This is a genomic window from Bifidobacterium sp. LH_730, assembly GCF_056355835.1.
This window is the reverse complement of record NZ_JBKETB010000001.1, coordinates 478,563-495,662: the sequence shown is the minus strand read 5'-3', so window position 1 is coordinate 495,662 and position 17,100 is coordinate 478,563. Positions and strand designations below refer to the sequence as shown.

Below are 17,100 nucleotides of genomic sequence, written 5' to 3'. Positions count from 1 at the left end.
GGCCGGATATAGGGCGTCGGTTCATGCGAGAGTTCGCGCGGAACGGCGGACCAGTGGATATGGGAATAGCGGAGGTACCTTTGACGCAGCGGAACGAAGCCGGGTCTGCGCTCGAAACCGAGGAAGCGCGGGACGACGTGGTCTCCGGCGTGCTGTCGGACCAGTCCGAGGTGCTGCTGGGGGAGCATGCGCACGGCGTCGACTTCGACCTGTCCGGCGACGAGGAGTGGGAGGAGCGCGAGTCGCGCAACGCCCTCAAGCATGTGGAGGGACTGGGCGAGCTCGAGGACGTCACCGAGGTCGAATACCGCAAGGTGCGTCTGGAACGAGTCGTGCTGGTGGGCGTCTGGTCGCGTGCCGTCACCACCGAGGAGAAGGCCACGGAATCCCTGCGCGAGCTGGCCGCGTTGGCGCAGACCGCCGGCGCCGTCGTCTGCGACGGTCTGCTGCAGCATCGTTTGAAGCCGGATTCGGCCACCTATGTCGGCAGCGGCAAGGCCCGTGAAATCGCCGATATCGTGGCGCGCAAGGAGGCCGACACCATCATCGTCGACGACGATCTGCCGCCGAGCCAGCGTCGTGCGCTCGAGGATGTCGCCAAGGTCAAGGTCGTCGACCGCACCGCCGTGATCCTAGACATCTTCGCCCAGCACGCCACCTCGCGCGAGGGCAAGGCGCAGGTCGAGCTGGCCCAGTTACAATATATGCTGCCGCGTCTGCGTGGCTGGGGCGGCTCCCTGTCCCGCCAGGCCGGCGGCCGCGCGGCCGGAGCGGACGCCGGCATCGGCTCGCGTGGCCCGGGCGAGACGAAGATCGAGATGGACCGTCGCGTCATCCGCACGCGCATCGCGCGCCTGCGCAAGCAAATCGCCGAGATGGCGCCCGCGCGCGAGGTCAAGCGCGGCTCGCGCCGGCGCTACGGCCTGCCCACCGTCGCCGTCGTCGGATACACGAACGCCGGCAAATCCTCGCTGACCAACCGGCTGACCGGTTCGTCCGAGCTGGTCGAGAACGCCCTGTTCGCGACGCTGGACACGGCTGTGCGCCGGGCGCGGGCGAAGGACGGACGGCTCTACGCGCTGGTGGACACGGTTGGTTTCGTGCGCCGCCTGCCCACGCAGCTGGTCGAGGCCTTCAAGTCGACGCTGGAGGAGGTCGGCGATGCCGACGTGATCCTGCATGTCGTCGATGGCTCGCACCCCGATCCCTTCTCGCAGATCGACGCGGTCAACGAAGTGCTGGCCGATATCCCCGGCGCGGAATCGATTCCGCGCGTGCTGGCCTTCAACAAGGCCGATCAGATCGACGACACCACGCGCGAGCGTTTGGCGGCGTTGGAACCGGAGGCCCATATCGTCTCCGCCTTCACCGGCGAAGGCTTGGACGGTCTGCGGGATGCCGTCGAAGCGCTGCTGCCGGTGCCCAACGTGCATGTCTCCGCGCTGCTGCCGTATTCCGCCGGTTCCCTGCTTTCGCAGGCTCGCCAATACGGTTCCGTCACCTCGGTCGACTACCGCGACGACGGCATGCAGATCGAAGCCGACGTCGACGACCACCTCGCCGCTCGCCTCATGTCCGCCGCCATCGACTGAGGTGTGGGCCTGCTTCCACTGGGCTGTTCCGTCTTCTCAGAGGAAGAGGGTAGGCGTGAGACAAGGCCCAGTGGTTTTGCCTCATCAGGGTGAGTCGGTTTTGCTGATTGGCTGGAACTCCGCCGGGTTTGTATGTAACTCCCACCGGGTTCGTGCGGAATTCCGCCGGGTCCGTACGGAACTCTGTTGGATCCGTACGGAACTCTGCCGGGTTTGTGATGTCTGGTGTCATAAACCTGACGGAGTTCCGTACGGGTCCATTACGGTTTCGTACGAACCCGGCGGAGTTTCGAACAAATCTCGCGGAGATACGAACAAATCCGATGGTAATTGGGCAAACCGCTGCGGAAGGGGTTGGCACTCGTTGTCTGCGGATCCCGATGTGGAAACGAGGACATGGCTACTTTTGGGGAGAGGAACGATATATATCGCTGATATGCCGTTCATGCCCGGATTGGCGTTTTGTGCCCGCTGGTTGCGGGGGGGGGGGCAATGACCCTAGGCTGGGAGCTGTTTGATGGCTTGAGCTAAGGAGTCGCCATGGCCGGTGTTCGATGGGAATGACTCGCAGGGTCGTGGGTGCGTTGGCCGCCGTGGCGTCGTTGGCGTCGTTGGCTGTCGGTTCTGCCCCGGCTATGGCCGACGACACTAACCCTCCCCTTGCGGAGGAATCGGCGCACAGCGTCGAGGCCCAGCCCGTCAATCCTCCCCTCGCAGAGGAGACGGTGCGCGGCGCCGAGGCCCAGCCCATTAATCCTCCCCTTGCAGGGGAGGTGGCGCGCAGCGCCGGAGGGGTAGCCCCCGCGTCCGGCACGCAAACCACGTCCTCCACCATCGACTGCATGTCAGCGACCCCGGTCCGGATCGGCACTCCCGACGAGTTCATGGTATTCGCGAATTGCGTGAACAATGGTACGAACGAGTCTCTCAACGCCATGTTGACCGCCGGCCAGCTGGAGTCCGGCGAGACGGCGTGGCTGCTCAATGGGGAGAAGCCCGATGGTACGTGGCGGCAGAACCTTGGTGGCGAGACTGCTGACGTGACGCCGACCCTTGACTCTACCCATGGCGTGGTCCACAAGCGAGCGGATGGCACCTTTTCCAACTCTCAGGAGAAGGAGTCAGGTGATTTCGTCGTGGCTCCGGATGATTCCGGTTGGTCGTTCGCGAATGGCGTGTTGACGTTCACCGGTGCCGGCCCCTACACGGTTTCGATGAAGCCCGGCGCGGCGACCACCACAAACCGCATCGTCGCCGACCCGGGAACCGGCGGCACGGTGAACCTGACGATCGATGGTGTGACTGTCGGGACGTCGGCTGGCTCTCCGCTAGAGGTCGCGTCCGGCTCGTTGGATTTGATGTTGAGGGGTGGCAATGTCCTGAAGGCGACCGGAGGTGTGGAGTCCAGTTATCCGGGTGTCGAGGTTGAGGGGGATCGACTGCTGCGGGTCCATGGTTCCGGTTCGTTGCGGGCGTCGGGAGCGGACTTTTCCGCGGGCATCGGCACGAGGAATTTCGCTTCCGGATCGCGGGGATCCGCCGGGATGGTGGAGGTTCATGGCGGTTCGGTGACCGCGGTCGGAGGGCAATGGGCTGCCGGTATTGGCGGAGGCCAGGGTGTTGCTGGTGGTGTGGTGTCGGTGTTTGGTGGGGTTGTGACTGCCATTGGCTCATATGGTGGTGCTGGTATCGGCGGTGTGGATGATGCCGCCGGTGGCATGGTGGGCGTGACCGGTGGCGTGGTGACTGCGACCGGCGGGAAACACGGCTTGAACAATTTCGTCGAGGCGTCCGGTATCGGCGCCGGCGCGTATTCGGCGACCACACCTAGGGGGAGCGGTGGTTTTTCGACCGTCGCCGAAGGTGGCGCGTCGGGTGATGGCGTGGTGTTCGCCAGTGGCGGCGGCGCGTCCGGCAAGGCCATTGGCGATGACGGTGACAAAGGCGCGTGGTCTGGTGTGATAGTCGAGGGAAACGCCGGCAGTGTGTATGGCTCGCCGTCTCCTGATTCGTTCGAGGTTCCTTCCGGCAAGACGTTGACGGTGCCGTCCGGCGCGGCGTTGGGGCTGAAGTCCGGCGTGACGATCGAGAACAACGGCTCGGTCGTCGTTGAGGATGGGTCGATCGTGGATGCCGGTGGCAAATTCGAGGGGAACGGCGGGTTCCTGTGGAGGGTGACGCCGGCTGAGTCGAATATCGTCGTGCCGTCTGGTTGGACCTATGATGGCGCGGATCACAACGCGAATAATGCGCTGATCGATGCCGCGGGGTTGCCGGAGGGCGCGGGCACAGATGTGTATGAGCGTGGCGGCCAGCGGTTCGAGGCGGGTTTCGCTGATGGTTGGTCTGGCCCGGCGTTGGAGTATTCGTCGGATGACGGCAAGACCTGGGCCGATACCTCCGAGGCGAAGAAAGTCGGTTCGTATCGGTTGAGGTTCTCGAAGTCCGGCGTGGATCCGGTGTATTCATCCACATTCGCGGTGTCGGAGCAGTCTCCCGACCCGGATCCCGATCCCGAGCCTGGCCCGTCTCCCGATCCGGGTCCGGAGCCCGGGCCGGAGCCCGAGTCCAAGCCTGGTCCCGGTGGCACCACGGTGCCTGGTGGTTCGACCGAGAACCCGGATGGTTCGGTGACCATTCCCGGCAAACCTGCTGACAAGGGCGAGGTCACGCTTCCGGGCGGTGGTGGCACGGTTATGGTTCCGGGTGGTTCCGTGGTGAATCCGGATGGTTCGGTCATCCTCCCGGGTGATGGTGATGATCGTTTCGAGGTGACGTTGCCTGGTGGCGGGACTGTCGTGGTCCCGGGTGTTTCCACGGTGAATCCGGATGGGTCGGTCACTGTTCCCGGTGGGGCGGGTGATCGGGTCGAGGTCACGTTGCCTGGCGGCGGCACTGTCGTGGTTCCCGGTGGTACGGTGGTGAACCCGGATGGCACGGTGATGCCTCCGACTCTGGATGCCGGTCCGGTCGTGGCTCCTCCCGCCAAGGGCGAGGTCCTGCGTCTGCACGCGGGTTTGGATGGGTTTGGTTTCCTCAAGAGGCAGGCCAAGGTTGGTGGGCGGATTGATTTCACGGAGCCTTTGGCGACGTGGGGTTATCGTTCGCGTGAGGTCACGCGCCGTCCGTCCGAGGGACGCGCGTGGTTGTCGTCGGTGTATTACCAGGGTGACGTGCCCGGCACCCATGGGTTCGATGTGTCCTATGCGATGCCTTCCGGCGGCACCATTGTCGTGACGTACACGGCTGTGGTGACCGGCGACAATAAGCCCGACGAAGACGGTAAGCCCGGTGGGAACGGCGATCAAGGCGATAACCCCGGTCAGGACGGCGCCCAAGGCGGACAGACCGGCCGTCCAGGTCAGAACGGCCAAAGCAACCCCGACACCAACGCGTCGGCCTCGGGGAGCAAATCGACCGTCCTGTCCCGCACCGGCGCATCCGTATCTGCCGTCGCGCTGACCGCGTTCCTGCTGGCCTCCGCCGGCGTCACCTTGCTGCTGCGTCGTCGCGGCTAGACGTTTGGCTCCATATCGACAAGCGGACTGGCGAATGGTGCCGTGCTAGAACCATCTAGTCCGGCACCATGTCGGAACGCACTCGCTCGGGTGCAATATCGATGCCGCCCGGCCATGTCGGCGCGCCGGAAACGATGTGTACGCGATTGAACAGCGACACGTCGCGCAAAGGTCTGAACATGCCGCGGACGATGTATCCCGACATGTCAAACACGCCAGAAGCGCCATCGGAGCACTTGACCTGTAGCCGATATCCGGGCAACGGTTCACACTCCGTCACATCGCATAGATAATCGAGGAAGGACACGTCGTCACCTCATCTCAATGGGTCGATGGGATACGGTTGTTCGCCCTCGTGCGCAATGTCCCACGAGGCGCGGAGTTCGTCTTCGTGCAATGCGGCCCATCCGACGAACATCCGATGCTGTTTTCTTGGTAGATCGCCTGACAGAAGTTCGCCATCCAATGAATACATGGCTTTGTGTTCCTGATACTCGACGTGGACATGCGGCGGGTTATGGTCGTCCGCATACATGCGGACGATAATCCCGAAAAACATGCTGACTATTGGCAAGTCAACGCCTCCTTGACGTATCTATCTGATGTCAATTGTAACGGCGCGCCGCGAGTCCACACTACGATCACATGCCGTATTACCGCCATTCCTTTCGCTTATTTACTATGTGATTATGGTGCTGATGATTCTGATTTGGAATTGGACGGAGCATATGGCGCCGTCAATGTGACTCGTCTCACATTGTGTTTCCCGTCGTCGTTGTGAGCGGTAACAGGCCAATGATTCCAACCATTGCGCGGCGTTTCAGGGCGGTGTGCAAAGTCAGGTTGTGGGGGTATCGTGATGGCGTTGGTTCAACGAAGGCCGCGCAAGGCGCGGCCTTTCGCATATGAATTATGAAGAGAGGTTCGCACATCATGGCGGAATCACTTGTTAAGCCCACCAAGCTTGCCGTTATCGGTGCCGGCGCCGTCGGCTCCACCCTCGCTTTCGCGGCCGCCCAGCGCGGCATCGCCCGCGAGATCGTCCTCGAGGACATCGCCACCGAGCGCGTCGAGGCCGAGGTGCTCGACATGCAGCACGGCTCCAGCTTCTATCCGACCGTGTCCATCAGCGGCGGCGACACCCCCGAGGTCTGCCGTGACGCCGATATGGTCGTCATCACCGCCGGCCCCCGCCAGAAGCCCGGCCAGTCCCGCCTCGAGCTCGTCGGCGCGACCATCAATATCCTCAAGGCCATCATCCCGCCGCTGGTCGAGGTCGCCCCCAACGCCATCTACATGCTCATCACCAACCCCGTCGACATCGCCACGCATGTCGCCCAGAAGCTCTCCGGCCTGCCCGAGAACCAGGTCTTCGGCTCCGGCACCAACCTCGACTCCGCCCGCCTGCGCTTCCTCATCGCCCAGCAGACCGGCGTCAACGTCAAGAACGTCCACGCCTACATCGCCGGCGAACACGGCGACTCCGAGGTTCCGCTGTGGGCCTCCGCCACCATCGGCGGCGTCCCCATGTGCGATTGGACCCCGCTGCCCGGCCACGAGCCGCTCGACGCCGCCAAGCGCGAGGAGATCCACCAGGACGTCAAGAACGCCGCCTACAAGATCATCAACGGCAAGGGCGCGACCAACTACGCCATCGGCATGTCCGGCGTCGACATCATCGAGGCCGTCCTCAAGGACTCCAACCGCATCCTGCCCGTGTCCTCCATGCTCAAGGACTTCCACGGCATCTCCGACGTCTGCATGTCTGTGCCGACCCTCATCAACCGCAACGGCGTCAACACCGCCATCAACACCCCCGTCTCCGACAAGGAGCTCGCGGCCCTCAAGCGCTCCGCCGAGACGCTGAAGGAGACCGCCGCCCAGTTCGGCTTCTGAGTGAAAATAGTGCGCTGTGGAGCGCCTTCAGGCCTTCCCAAGGTTCGACGTATTCCAATACGCCTTCACCTTGGGAACTCCTGAATTCGCACACACAGCGCACTATTTTTACGGTATTACGGCGCACGGCGCGCCTTCATCCTCCCGAGGGACTCGACGTATTCCAATACGCCTTCGTCCCACGGGAGAACGAATTCGCGCGCGTGCGCCGTTTTTTCATAGGCGATGCCTTCGATGAGTAAAACGTCCGCTGAATATGTGTCAGCGGACGTTTTTACAAAGATACGCGTTCATATGGGGGAAACGTCCGCTGTAGTCAGCGCCCGGGTTCGTCGGTGAGACGTGGAACGATGGGAGACGATTACAGCCGTTCCCGACGAGGAGGATGCGATGAAGGGTTGGCCCGGAGAACCGGATATGGAATACGACGTGATGGTGGCCGACGGCGCCGCCGCCGCGCACGCCGGCAAGCCGATCACCGACGTGATCTTCGACTTCGGCAATGTGCTGATCTACTGGGATCCCGCCGCCGTGCTGATTCCGCGATACCGCCGGGAGACCATCGACGCCTTTCTTGATAACGACATCTCCGGTTTCTACGATGTCAACGACCTCATGGACGGCGGCATGGAGCCCTCCGAAGCCGTCTCCATCATGCGCCGCGACCACGGGGATCAGTGGGCGGACATCCTCGAGTATTACATCGCCAACTTCCGTGACTCCCTGACCGGCATCGTGCCCGGCGCGCGCGTGCTCGTCAACGACCTCAAGGCCGCCGGCATCCATGTATGGGGCCTGAGCAACTGGGAGGCCTCCCTGTTCCACGTCGCCGAGGAGCAGTGCGATATCCTCGAAGCCCTCGACGGCAAGATCGTCTCCGGTTTCGTCAAACTTCGCAAGCCGCACAAGGACATCTATGAGGCGGCGCTCAAGGAATTCGGCATCGCGGCCGACGGCGCGGTGTTCATCGATGACAAGGCCATGAACATCGTCGGCGCCAACGAAGCCGCCATCCGCGGCGTGCGCTTCCAGGCCCCCGCCAAACTGCGCCAGCTGCTCATCGACGCCGGCGTCGATATTCCCGCCGTTCGATGAAGCCGTTGGCCGCAGCCGTCAGTTGAACCGCTCCGAGATATGGCAGCGGATGCGCGGCTGACTCATCGCATCATCGCAACCCCGCCATCGTTCCGTCACTTCCGAAAGGCCCCGCATATGACGACCCGACTCCTCTTCGCCGGCACCCCCGAAGTGGCCGTGCCCTCCCTCAAGGCATTCGCCGCCGATTCACGCTTCGAAATCGCCGCCGTGCTCACCCGGCCCGACGCGCCCACCGGCCGCGGACGCAAGCTCGCCCCCAGCCCGGTCAAGGCCGCGGCCCTCGAACTCGGCATCCCCGTCATCGACGCCAAGCCGCGTGACGCCGGCTTCCTCGACCTGCTCGCCGAGACGCGCGCCGAGATCGCCGCGGTCATCGCCTACGGCAACATCCTGCCCAAGGCGGTGCTCGACGCGGTGCCGATGGGTTGGTGGAACCTGCACTTCTCCAACCTGCCGCGCTGGCGCGGCGCCGCCCCCGCGCAACGCGCGATCTGGGCTGGCGACGCGACTTGCGGCGCCGACGTGTTCAAAGTGGGGGAGGGGCTTGACGACGGCCCCATCGTCGCCTCCATGAGTGTGGAACTCACCGGGCGTGAGACCTCCGGCGAACTGCTGGAACGTCTAGCCGTCGAGGGCGCCCCCATGTACGTCGACGCGCTGGCCTCCGTCGTCGCGGGAACCGCCACACTGACCCCGCAGGACGACGATGGCGCCGTCTATGCGCATAAGATCACCGTCAAAGACGCCCGCGTGAGCTTTGCGGACGAGGTCATGGCCATCGACCGTCAGATCCGCGCCTGCACGCCCAATCCCGGGGCATGGGCGGGACTCGACGCCGATGGCAGCGGAACGGAAGAACCCGTGGTGCTGCATATCCTCGCCGCGCAACCGGCCGACACCACTGCGCCGAACACCCCCGACGACCTCAAGCCCGGCGCCCTGCGAGTCGGCAAGCGCAATGTCTGGGTCGGCACCGGAACGCCCGGTCATCCGCTCGAACTGCTCCAGGTCAAGGCGCAGGGCAAGAAAGCCATGCGTGCCGCCGACTGGGCGCGCGGCGCCCGATTGGGAGAGAACGCCAAGCTGGTCTGAGGAACAAACCTGTAGGGCAATAAGTCCGTTGGACTACCTCCGCAATGTTATTGCGGCACAGAAATGTGTCCTCGGACGGTTGCGAATCGACTAGCGCAGGAAATCCAGCACAAGCGTGAGATCGCGCTCGTCGATCGCATGCGGCGCGGCGGCGCGCGTGGCCGGCTTGGCGCAGAACGCCACGCCCAGACCGGCGGCCTGGATCATCGGGATATCGTTGGCGCCGTCACCCATGGCCACGGTCTGCGCCATCGGCACATCATCCTCCCGGGCCCACGCATGTAGCCGCTCGAGCTTGGTGGCCTTCGTGACGATATCGCCCAGCACCCGGCCCGTGAGCCGGCCGTCCACGACCTCGAGACGGTTGGCGATCGCATGGTCGATGCCCGCCTCGGCGACAAGCCTGTCCACGACCTCGTGGAACCCGCCGGACACCACGCCCACCTTCCAGCCGTGCGCATGCAGTTCGTCGATCAATTCCAAAGCACCATGCGTGAAATGGATGCGCCGGCGCACCTCGTCGAACACCGAAACCGATAGCCCCTCCAATAAGGCGACGCGGGCGCGCAGCGCCTCGGCGAAATCCAACTCGCCGCGCATGGCCCGCTCGGTCACCGCTGCGATCCGCTCGCCGCATCCGGCCGCCGCCCCCAGCTCGTCGATGACCTCCTCGTCGATCAGCGTCGAATCGACGTCCATCACCAGCAATCCCGGCGCTTCAAGCGTCGGAGCGGCCGGCTTGTCAAAGAATTGCGCAGTTTCCTCACCCATGCCACCGATTGTCGGAAAGCGTTGGGACAATGACCCGCATGTCTTTCCCCGATACCCTCATCCTCGCCGTCTCCTCCGAGACGGCCTGCGCGACCGGCGAAACCGGCCTGATCGGCGCCATCACCGACTGGCTGGTGCAGCTGATGGAAACCGTGGGCGGCATTGGCGTGGCCATGGCCATCGCTCTTGAATCGATCTTCCCTCCCATCCCCAGCGAGGTGATCCTGCCCCTGGCCGGCTTCACGGCCGCGCGCGGCGGCCTGAGCCTCGTCGGGGCCATCATCTGGGCGACCGTCGGATCGATGCTCGGCGCGTGGGCGCTCTACGGCATCTCGCGCTGGGTCGGCATCCACCGCATCAACCGCGCCGCCGACCGCATACCCGGCGTCAGCCGCGCCGACGTGGGCAAGGCCGACGCATGGTTCACGAAATACGGCACTTGGTCCGTGCTCATCGGCCGCGTCGTCCCCGTCGTGCGCTCCCTGATATCGATTCCCGCCGGTTTCAACCGCATGAATTTCTGGCGCTTCTCCGGATGGACGTTCCTCGGATCGGCCGTATGGAACACGGTGCTGGTGTCGGCCGGATACCTGCTCGGGGACCGGTGGTGCTCGATATTGGGCGCGCTCGGCGTGTTCGAGGACGTGGTGATCGTTGTCTTCATATTGGTCATCGTCTTCTTCGCCGTGCGAAAGATCCGTAATCTGGTGAAGAACAGAAAATAATGACATGCCCCGACACAGCGGGCGGCCCGGAGGATGACATGACCGAGGATCTCGCGGCGTTGAACGACCGGCTCATGGCCAAGAACCATGCGCTCGCCGAGGCGCTGGGACGCGCCAGCAAGGAACTGGGCAAGGCACGCGCGCAATTGGCGCAGCTCGCCCAGCCGCCGCTGACCTTCGCCACGATGGTGCGGGTGGACCGTTCCTTCACCGACGATGACGGCATCCAGCACGCCTCGGCCGAGGTGTTGGTCGGCGCGCGCCGGCTCGTCGTGCCGGTGTCCGCGAACCTCTCCGCCGCACGCCTCGCGCCCGGCAACACAGTACTGCTCAACGACAGCATGGTGCTCGTCGAACAACGCGGCCCCGATATGATCGGCGCGGTGCGCACGGTGCGGCAGTCGCTGGGCGATGGACGGCTCGTCGTCGTTGACGGCGGCGGCAACGCGACCACCGTGCGGTGCGTCAGCGAGGTGGCAAAGCAGATTCCCGAGGCGGGTGCGCGTGTCGTCGTGGACCCCTCCGCCCGACTTGCCCTCGGTGTGCTGCCGGCCGAGGAGGACGCCGACCTTGTGCTTGAGGAGACCCCCGATGTCTGCTTCGACGATATCGGCGGCCTCGACGAGGAAATCGAACGCATCCGCGACGCCGTGCAGCTGCCGTTCCTGCACCGTCCGCTGTTCGAACGATACGATCTGCGGCCTCCCAAGGGCGTGCTGCTCTACGGCCCTCCGGGCAATGGCAAGACCTTGATCGCCAAGGCCGTCGCCCATGCGCTGTCCGAAGGCACGGGCGCGGCCGGGCGCGGTGTGTTCCTGTCGGTCAAGGGGCCGGAATTGCTCAACAAATTCGTCGGCGAATCCGAGCGGCTGGTGCGCATGATCTTCAAACGCGCCCGCGAACGCGCCGCCGATGGCCGGCCGGTCATCGTGTTCATCGACGAGATGGACTCGCTGCTGCGCACGCGCGGCTCCGGCGTCTCCTCCGACGTGGAGACGACGATCGTGCCGCAGTTCCTGGCGGAGCTCGACGGCGTGGAGCGATTGGACAATGTGATGGTCATCGGTGCCTCGAACCGCGTCGATATGATCGACCCGGCCGTGCTGCGCCCCGGACGCCTCGATGTGAAGATTCGCATCGGCCGGCCCGGCGGCGAGGCCGCGCGCGCCATCGTGCGCCATTATCTGACCGACGACCTGCCGCTGGCCGAGGGATTGGACGCCGACGCGCTCGCCCAGGTGCTGGTGCGCGATATCTACACGCGTTCGGAACGCCGTCATCTGGCCGATATGTGCGATGAGCGGGGGCGTTGGTCGGCGTTGTTCCTCGCCGATGTGGCCTCCGGCGCGATGCTGCGGAACATCGTGGACCGGGCCAAGACGATGGCGGTCAAGGCGTCGATCGGCTCGGGGAGCGACGTGGCGCTTGACATCGACCTGCTGGCCGGTGCCGTCGAGGAGGAGTTCGCCGAGACCCGGGATGCGCTGCTCGACGCCGATCCCGTGCAATGGAGCCGTATCAACGGCTTCGACGCCGGGTCCATCGTCCGTATGAGGGCGGTCGGACAAGCAGCTCAGTGACAAACAGTCCTGTGGACTGTTTGTGATAGAGGTGGCGGCAGCTCTGCATCGTTTGTGGCTGAGACCGCTGCTGCGGTCGAATTAAAAACTGCGGAAGGGAATAAACGTGACAGTCAAACGCATCATGGGCACCGAAACCGAATACGCCGTGTCGCGCCCGGGCGCCGCGCCATACCAGCCGGTGCGCCTCTCCTTCGCCGTGGTCGGCGCGGCCGGGGACCCGGCGCGCCGGCGCATCCGCTGGGATTATCGGCAGGAGGATCCGGTCAACGACGCGCGCGGCACCCGCCTCGATCGCGCGGCGGCCCGCCCCGATATGCTCACCGACTCGCCCCAGCTCGAGGTGACCAATGTCATCGCCCCCAACGGCGGTCGCATCTACGTCGACCACGCGCACCCCGAATACTCCGCGCCGGAGACGAATGATCCCTTCGACGCGGTGGCCTGGGACCATGCCGGCGACCGGCTGATGCTCGAAGCCGCACGCCGCGCAAGCGAAACGGCCGGCGGCGCGCCCATCGTCCTCCATCGCAACAATGTGGACGGCAAAGGCGCCTCTTGGGGCACGCACGAAAGCTATATGATGGATCGTTCCGTGCCCTTCGCTGACGTGGCCGCGTTGATGACCGCGCATTTCGTGTCCCGTCAGATCTGGGCCGGCTCGGGGCGCGTCGGCATCGGAGAGGCCAGCGAAACCCCGGGATTCCAGCTTTCCCAGCGTGCCGACTACTTCCATGCGCGCGTCGGCTTGCAGACCACCTTCGACCGGCCAATCATCAACACGCGCGACGAATCGCATTCCCCGTCCGACCGTCGCCGTCTGCATGTGATCGTCGGCGACGCCAACCGCATGGACACGCCCCAGGCACTGAAACTCGGCACCACCAGCATGCTGCTATGGCTGCTTGAGCACGCCCGCGAAGCCGGCGTCGATCTCGATGCGCTCTTCGCGCGCCTGCAACTGGCAGATCCGGTCGAGGCCATGCACACGGTGTCCCATGACCTGACGCTGTCCGCGCCGCTGCCGTTGGAAACCGGCGGCGAGACCACGGCCTGGCAGATGCAGGTCACGCTGCGCGCCGCCGTCTATGAGGCCGCCGCGGCCATCCACGGCACCGATTCCGCAGGCGAACCTTCCTGGCCCGATCGCTCCACGCGCAACATCATGGCCATGTGGGGGCAGTCGCTCGCCGACGTCGCCGCCATCCGCCATGCCGACGACGATACTCGCCTGACCATGGCCGGCGAGGCCTCCCGCGTCGAATGGCTGCTCAAATGGCAGCTGCTCGAACGCATGCGCCGCAAGATCGCGGCCGCGCACCTGGCCGCGGACGCAGGACGGCATGAGGGCGTCGGGCGCGGCGGCTCCGTTGACGATGTCCTGTGGGCCGACCCACGTCTGGCCGCCATCGATCTGCAATGGGCGGCGCTCGACCCCGCCACCTCGATATACGCCAAGCTCGAAGGCCGCACGGAGCGGCTCATCGACGACGAATGCCTCGCCCATGCCGAAACCCATGCCCCCGAGGAAACGCGCGCCTGGCTGCGCGCCGAGGCCGTGCGCCGGTATCCCGACCAGCTCGTCGCGGCAAGCTGGTCGCATCTGACGGCCCGCGCCCACGCCGGCGCCGACGATGGCAGCGGGCTCGCAGACACCTATGGCAACGCCAGCAGAACGTCGGAACGCCCCGGCGATCTGATCGGCCTCGATATATCCGATCCGCTGGCCTTCGGGCGCGCCCAGGTCGAGCAGGCTCTGGAGCAGACCTCCTCGGCCGGGGAATTGCTGGCGCGTCTGAACGGTCCGCAAGCGGCGTGACAGGTACAATCAAGACACACGAAGAGTCGACAGGAATCGACACGAAGACAAAGGTGAACAGGTAAAACCCATGGAATTGCGAGAACTCGCGCAACGCATCTCCGAAGTCGCCCAAGAGGCCGGCAAATACACGCTGCAGGAGCAGGTCAAGCCGCACGACCTCGACAACAACCTCGAATTCGGCACGGAAGCCAAGTTCAACGCCGAGGTGGACGACAAGCTCGTCAAATACCTTGAGACCAACCTCTATGCCATCGACCCCTTCGACGGCAACTGGTGGGGCCGGCCCGAGGAGGTCGAGCCCGGCCAGCGCTTCTGGTGCGTCGGCGGCATTGACGGCGTCATCAACTACATGCGCAATATGCCCGAATGGACGGTGACGGTCTGCCTGTTCGAGGTCAACGAGGAACGTTCCGCCCGTCCGATCGCCAGCGTCGTCAACGCGCCGGCGCTCGGCCTGACCTATATGGCCGCCAGGGATCACGGCGCCATCCGCGTGCGCAAAACCGGTTTGGGGGACAAGCACGAGAACATCATGCCCTCGATGACCGCGCACCTCGACGGTTCGGTCGTCTCCTACGGCATGTCCTACCGCCCGGAGGAATCGAAGCACGCGCTTGAGATCGTCGGCCAGATCGCTGGATTGCCCGCCGACATCAAACGCGTCGGTCCCGCCTCTCTCGACCTGTGCAAGGTCGCCGACGGCACCTACGACGCCTATTTCGAGCCGCATCTGCATTCGTGGGATGTGCCCGCCGTGTCCGCGGGAGGCCTGGTCATCCGCGAGGCGCAGGGATATCTGCGCCGCTGGGATGGCGACCATATCCACTGGCGTCGTGACAACGACGTCGTGGCCACCAATGGCCTGATCAACGACGACTTGATTCCGTATCTCAAGAGCTATTGGAGGGATTGATATGCCCCAGGAACAGCAGCATGCGCAGGCCGGGGAGGCCCAGTCGATCGACCAGCAGGCACAGGCGGGCGTCGATATCTCGGCCGGCGCCGCCGAACAGGCGCTGGATCAGATCGACGCGCTCGACGCGGTGCTTGACGACATCGAATCGACGTTGGAGACCAACGCCGAGGAATACGTCTCCAGCTTCGTGCAGAAGGGCGGCCAGTGATGCCGCAGCTGCGTGACAGCGGCATCCGAGCGGCATCGAGCCACGAACCCGTCCCATCCGCCGAGTTGGACGGGTTCGCCCGTATCTTCGGCGTGGAGACCGAATACGGCGTGTCCGTCACCGGCGCGGACAAGCCGGTGGAAGCCGGGCAGGTCGCCATGGCCATGTTCCGGCCCGTCGTCTCCCGCTCCCGTTCCACCAATACCTATCTGAAGAACGGGTCGCGCCTGTATCTCGACGTCGGCTCGCACCCCGAATACGCCACTGCCGAGGCGCGCGATCCGATGGATGCGTTGGCGCAGGATCTGGCGGGGGAGAGAACGATGGCAGGCCTCGCCCTCGCCGCGCAGGAGCAGTTGCGCGCCAGCCACGGTGAACGTGCCACGATCCATGTGTTCAAGAACAACGTGGACTCCGCCGGCCATGCCTTCGGCTGCCATGAGAACTATCTGGTGCGCCGTTTCGTGCCATTGCCCGTCATCGAGGCGCAGCTGCTGCCCTTCCTCATCACCCGGCAATCGTTCACCGGGGCGGGACGTCTCACGCCCGAGGGATTGCAGATCACGCAGCGCGCCGATTTCCTCGACGAGGCGGTGTCCTCGGCCACCACGCGGGCGCGCCCGATGGTCAACACCCGCGACGAACCGCATGCCGACCCCGAGGCCTTCCGCCGCCTGCATGTCATCATCGGAGACTCGAACCGTTCCCAGTGGGCCACCTGGATGAAGCTCGCCACCACGCATCTGGTGCTGTGCGTCATCGAGGATGCGATGCGCCGCGGCGTGCCCTCCGGTTTCGAGGAATGCGCGCTGGCCGATCCGGCGGGCGCGAACCGCACGGTCAGCCGCTTCCTCGACGCGCCCGACGCCCCGCTGGCCTTGGTCAATGGAGAAAACATCACCGCCCTTGCCATGCAGCGGCGATATCTGCGCGTGGTCGAGGATTTCGTGCGCCGGCAGGCGCAGAGCATGGCCGCCAGTGCGCCGGATATGGCGCTGGAGGAATGGACGAGCGCTTTGGACGCCTTGGAACAGGGCGATTTCGACTCACTTGCCGACCGTGTGGATTGGGCCGTCAAACGCCGTCTGTTCGCCGCGCTCAAGGCGCGCAGGCCCGATATCGGCTTCGCGCAGCTGGAACGCATCGAACTGGACTATCACGACGTGGCCAATGGCACGGCCTATCTGTCGCTGCTGAGGCGTGGGCAGATGCGGGACTTGGCGTCGGCGCAGGCCGTCGCCACGGCGATGAACGAACCCCCGGCCGACACCCGCGCGGCATTGCGCGGTGCCTTCGTCGACGCGGCGCTGAAGGCCGGCGCCCAGTTCTCCTGCGATTGGACGACGCTGAAGCTCACGTCCCCCGTGCGCTGCGAGACGACGCTGCTCGATCCCTTCGCCGCCGAACCCACCCCGGAGTATCGGCGTTTGATGGACTCGCTCTGAGGGCTTACGCAGGCGGTCTTATATAGCAAAAGCCCCGAACCTCCATGGTCCGGGGCTTTGACGTTCCTTTAGCGGAACAACGCGATCACTGGGCGACGGCCTTCTTGAGCAGGGAGCCGGCGGAGATGCGCACGCCGTAGGTGGCGGGGATCTCGATGGTCTCGCCGGTGCGCGGGTTGCGGCCGGTGCGGGCGGCGCGCTTGACGCGCTCGGCGGAGAACAGACCGGTGAGCTTCAGGCCTTCGCCGGACTGCATGGCCTCGACGAACACGTCCTGGAAGGCGTTGACGGCGGCCTCGGCCTGGGCCTTGGTCAGGTTGGACTTCTGGGCGATCTTCGAGACGAGATCAGACTTGTTGTATGCCATAAAGCATCCTTCTTTGTGCTCGGGGGAAAGCCAACTTCACTGCCTTTCCCTGTGTCATCACCGATAATAG

The 17,100-nt window shown here is 64.9% G+C and carries 15 protein-coding genes; 11 read left to right on the top strand and 4 right to left on the bottom strand.

Features of this window, described 5'->3' with window-relative positions; translation table 11 throughout:
* Nucleotides 1-59: 59 nt before the first annotated feature.
* Nucleotides 60-1,592 (top strand): GTPase HflX, encoded by a 1,533-nt coding sequence (hflX, locus tag AC1AUD_RS02355; protein ID WP_476571675.1) that lies wholly within the window; start codon nucleotides 60-62, stop codon nucleotides 1,590-1,592.
* Nucleotides 1,593-2,146: 554 nt separating this feature from the next.
* Entirely contained in the window at nucleotides 2,147-5,110 is a 2,964-nt protein-coding gene (locus AC1AUD_RS02350; RefSeq protein ID WP_476571674.1) for a hypothetical protein, read from the top strand.
* 55 nt (nucleotides 5,111-5,165) lie between these two features.
* On the opposite strand, the gene AC1AUD_RS02345 is transcribed toward AC1AUD_RS02350, so the two are convergent.
* Both AC1AUD_RS02345 and AC1AUD_RS02340 read right to left on the bottom strand, forming a co-directional pair.
* A complete protein-coding gene (locus AC1AUD_RS02345) occupies nucleotides 5,166-5,417 on the bottom strand; it encodes a DUF2442 domain-containing protein (RefSeq protein WP_476571673.1) in 252 nt (83 codons plus the stop codon).
* Nucleotides 5,418-5,426: 9 nt separating this feature from the next.
* On the bottom strand, nucleotides 5,427-5,684 hold the full coding sequence (locus tag AC1AUD_RS02340) for a DUF4160 domain-containing protein (RefSeq protein ID WP_476571671.1): 258 nt from the start codon (nucleotides 5,682-5,684) through the stop codon (nucleotides 5,427-5,429).
* A gap of 359 nt (nucleotides 5,685-6,043) precedes the next feature.
* Here AC1AUD_RS02340 and AC1AUD_RS02335 point away from each other — a divergent pair, with 359 nt between their 5' ends.
* From AC1AUD_RS02335 to fmt, 3 genes are all read left to right on the top strand, one after another.
* Nucleotides 6,044-7,006 (top strand): L-lactate dehydrogenase, encoded by a 963-nt coding sequence (locus tag AC1AUD_RS02335; protein WP_476571670.1) that lies wholly within the window; start codon nucleotides 6,044-6,046, stop codon nucleotides 7,004-7,006.
* A 390-nt stretch (nucleotides 7,007-7,396) separates the two neighbouring features.
* Nucleotides 7,397-8,101: an HAD family hydrolase gene (locus tag AC1AUD_RS02330; protein WP_476571771.1), complete on the top strand. Its 705-nt coding sequence runs from the start codon at nucleotides 7,397-7,399 to the stop codon at nucleotides 8,099-8,101.
* Between the two features lie 117 nt (nucleotides 8,102-8,218).
* Nucleotides 8,219-9,196, top strand: coding sequence for a methionyl-tRNA formyltransferase (gene fmt, locus AC1AUD_RS02325; RefSeq protein ID WP_476571669.1), 978 nt, complete (start codon nucleotides 8,219-8,221; stop codon nucleotides 9,194-9,196).
* Between the two features lie 90 nt (nucleotides 9,197-9,286).
* Here fmt and serB read toward each other — a convergent pair whose 3' ends face one another.
* Nucleotides 9,287-9,967: a phosphoserine phosphatase SerB gene (serB, locus tag AC1AUD_RS02320; RefSeq protein ID WP_476571667.1), complete on the bottom strand. Its 681-nt coding sequence runs from the start codon at nucleotides 9,965-9,967 to the stop codon at nucleotides 9,287-9,289.
* A gap of 38 nt (nucleotides 9,968-10,005) precedes the next feature.
* Between serB and AC1AUD_RS02315 the strand changes: the two genes are divergently transcribed.
* From AC1AUD_RS02315 to pafA, 6 genes are all read left to right on the top strand, one after another.
* Nucleotides 10,006-10,692, top strand: a complete 687-nt coding sequence (locus AC1AUD_RS02315) for a DedA family protein (protein ID WP_476571665.1) — start codon at nucleotides 10,006-10,008, stop codon at nucleotides 10,690-10,692.
* A complete protein-coding gene (gene arc / locus AC1AUD_RS02310; RefSeq protein ID WP_476571664.1) occupies nucleotides 10,692-12,272 on the top strand; it encodes a proteasome ATPase in 1,581 nt (526 codons plus the stop codon). Before AC1AUD_RS02315 ends, arc begins: the two co-directional genes overlap by 1 nt.
* A 106-nt stretch (nucleotides 12,273-12,378) precedes the next feature.
* Nucleotides 12,379-14,091, top strand: coding sequence for a depupylase/deamidase Dop (dop, locus tag AC1AUD_RS02305; protein ID WP_476571662.1), 1,713 nt, complete (start codon nucleotides 12,379-12,381; stop codon nucleotides 14,089-14,091).
* Between the two features lie 70 nt (nucleotides 14,092-14,161).
* Nucleotides 14,162-15,007, top strand: coding sequence for an inositol monophosphatase family protein (locus AC1AUD_RS02300; protein ID WP_476571660.1), 846 nt, complete (start codon nucleotides 14,162-14,164; stop codon nucleotides 15,005-15,007).
* A gap of 1 nt (nucleotide 15,008) precedes the next feature.
* On the top strand, nucleotides 15,009-15,218 hold the full coding sequence (locus AC1AUD_RS02295) for a ubiquitin-like protein Pup (protein ID WP_476571659.1): 210 nt from the start codon (nucleotides 15,009-15,011) through the stop codon (nucleotides 15,216-15,218).
* The gene (gene pafA / locus AC1AUD_RS02290) at nucleotides 15,218-16,663 is read left to right on the top strand and encodes a Pup--protein ligase (RefSeq protein WP_476571657.1); all 1,446 of its coding nucleotides are present in this window, start codon (nucleotides 15,218-15,220) and stop codon (nucleotides 16,661-16,663) included. The genes AC1AUD_RS02295 and pafA overlap by 1 nt, the downstream gene beginning before the upstream one ends.
* 85 nt (nucleotides 16,664-16,748) lie before the next feature.
* On the opposite strand, the gene AC1AUD_RS02285 is transcribed toward pafA, so the two are convergent.
* Nucleotides 16,749-17,030 (bottom strand): HU family DNA-binding protein, encoded by a 282-nt coding sequence (locus AC1AUD_RS02285; protein WP_476571656.1) that lies wholly within the window; start codon nucleotides 17,028-17,030, stop codon nucleotides 16,749-16,751.
* Nucleotides 17,031-17,100 lie beyond the last annotated feature (70 nt).

Bases quoted from the DNA above. Each gene is read 5' to 3' on its own strand.
- hflX (WP_476571675.1), top strand. From the start codon at position 60: ATGGGAATAGCGGAGGTACCTTTGACGCAGCGGAACGAAGCCGGGTCT.
- AC1AUD_RS02350 (WP_476571674.1), top strand. From the start codon at position 2,147: ATGGGAATGACTCGCAGGGTCGTGGGTGCGTTGGCCGCCGTGGCGTCG.
- AC1AUD_RS02335 (WP_476571670.1), top strand. From the start codon at position 6,044: ATGGCGGAATCACTTGTTAAGCCCACCAAGCTTGCCGTTATCGGTGCC.
- AC1AUD_RS02330 (WP_476571771.1), top strand. From the start codon at position 7,397: ATGAAGGGTTGGCCCGGAGAACCGGATATGGAATACGACGTGATGGTG.
- fmt (WP_476571669.1), top strand. From the start codon at position 8,219: ATGACGACCCGACTCCTCTTCGCCGGCACCCCCGAAGTGGCCGTGCCC.
- serB (WP_476571667.1), bottom strand. From the start codon at position 9,967: ATGGGTGAGGAAACTGCGCAATTCTTTGACAAGCCGGCCGCTCCGACG.
- AC1AUD_RS02315 (WP_476571665.1), top strand. From the start codon at position 10,006: ATGTCTTTCCCCGATACCCTCATCCTCGCCGTCTCCTCCGAGACGGCC.
- arc (WP_476571664.1), top strand. From the start codon at position 10,692: ATGACATGCCCCGACACAGCGGGCGGCCCGGAGGATGACATGACCGAG.
- AC1AUD_RS02300 (WP_476571660.1), top strand. From the start codon at position 14,162: ATGGAATTGCGAGAACTCGCGCAACGCATCTCCGAAGTCGCCCAAGAG.
- AC1AUD_RS02295 (WP_476571659.1), top strand. From the start codon at position 15,009: ATGCCCCAGGAACAGCAGCATGCGCAGGCCGGGGAGGCCCAGTCGATC.
- pafA (WP_476571657.1), top strand. From the start codon at position 15,218: ATGCCGCAGCTGCGTGACAGCGGCATCCGAGCGGCATCGAGCCACGAA.
- AC1AUD_RS02285 (WP_476571656.1), bottom strand. From the start codon at position 17,030: ATGGCATACAACAAGTCTGATCTCGTCTCGAAGATCGCCCAGAAGTCC.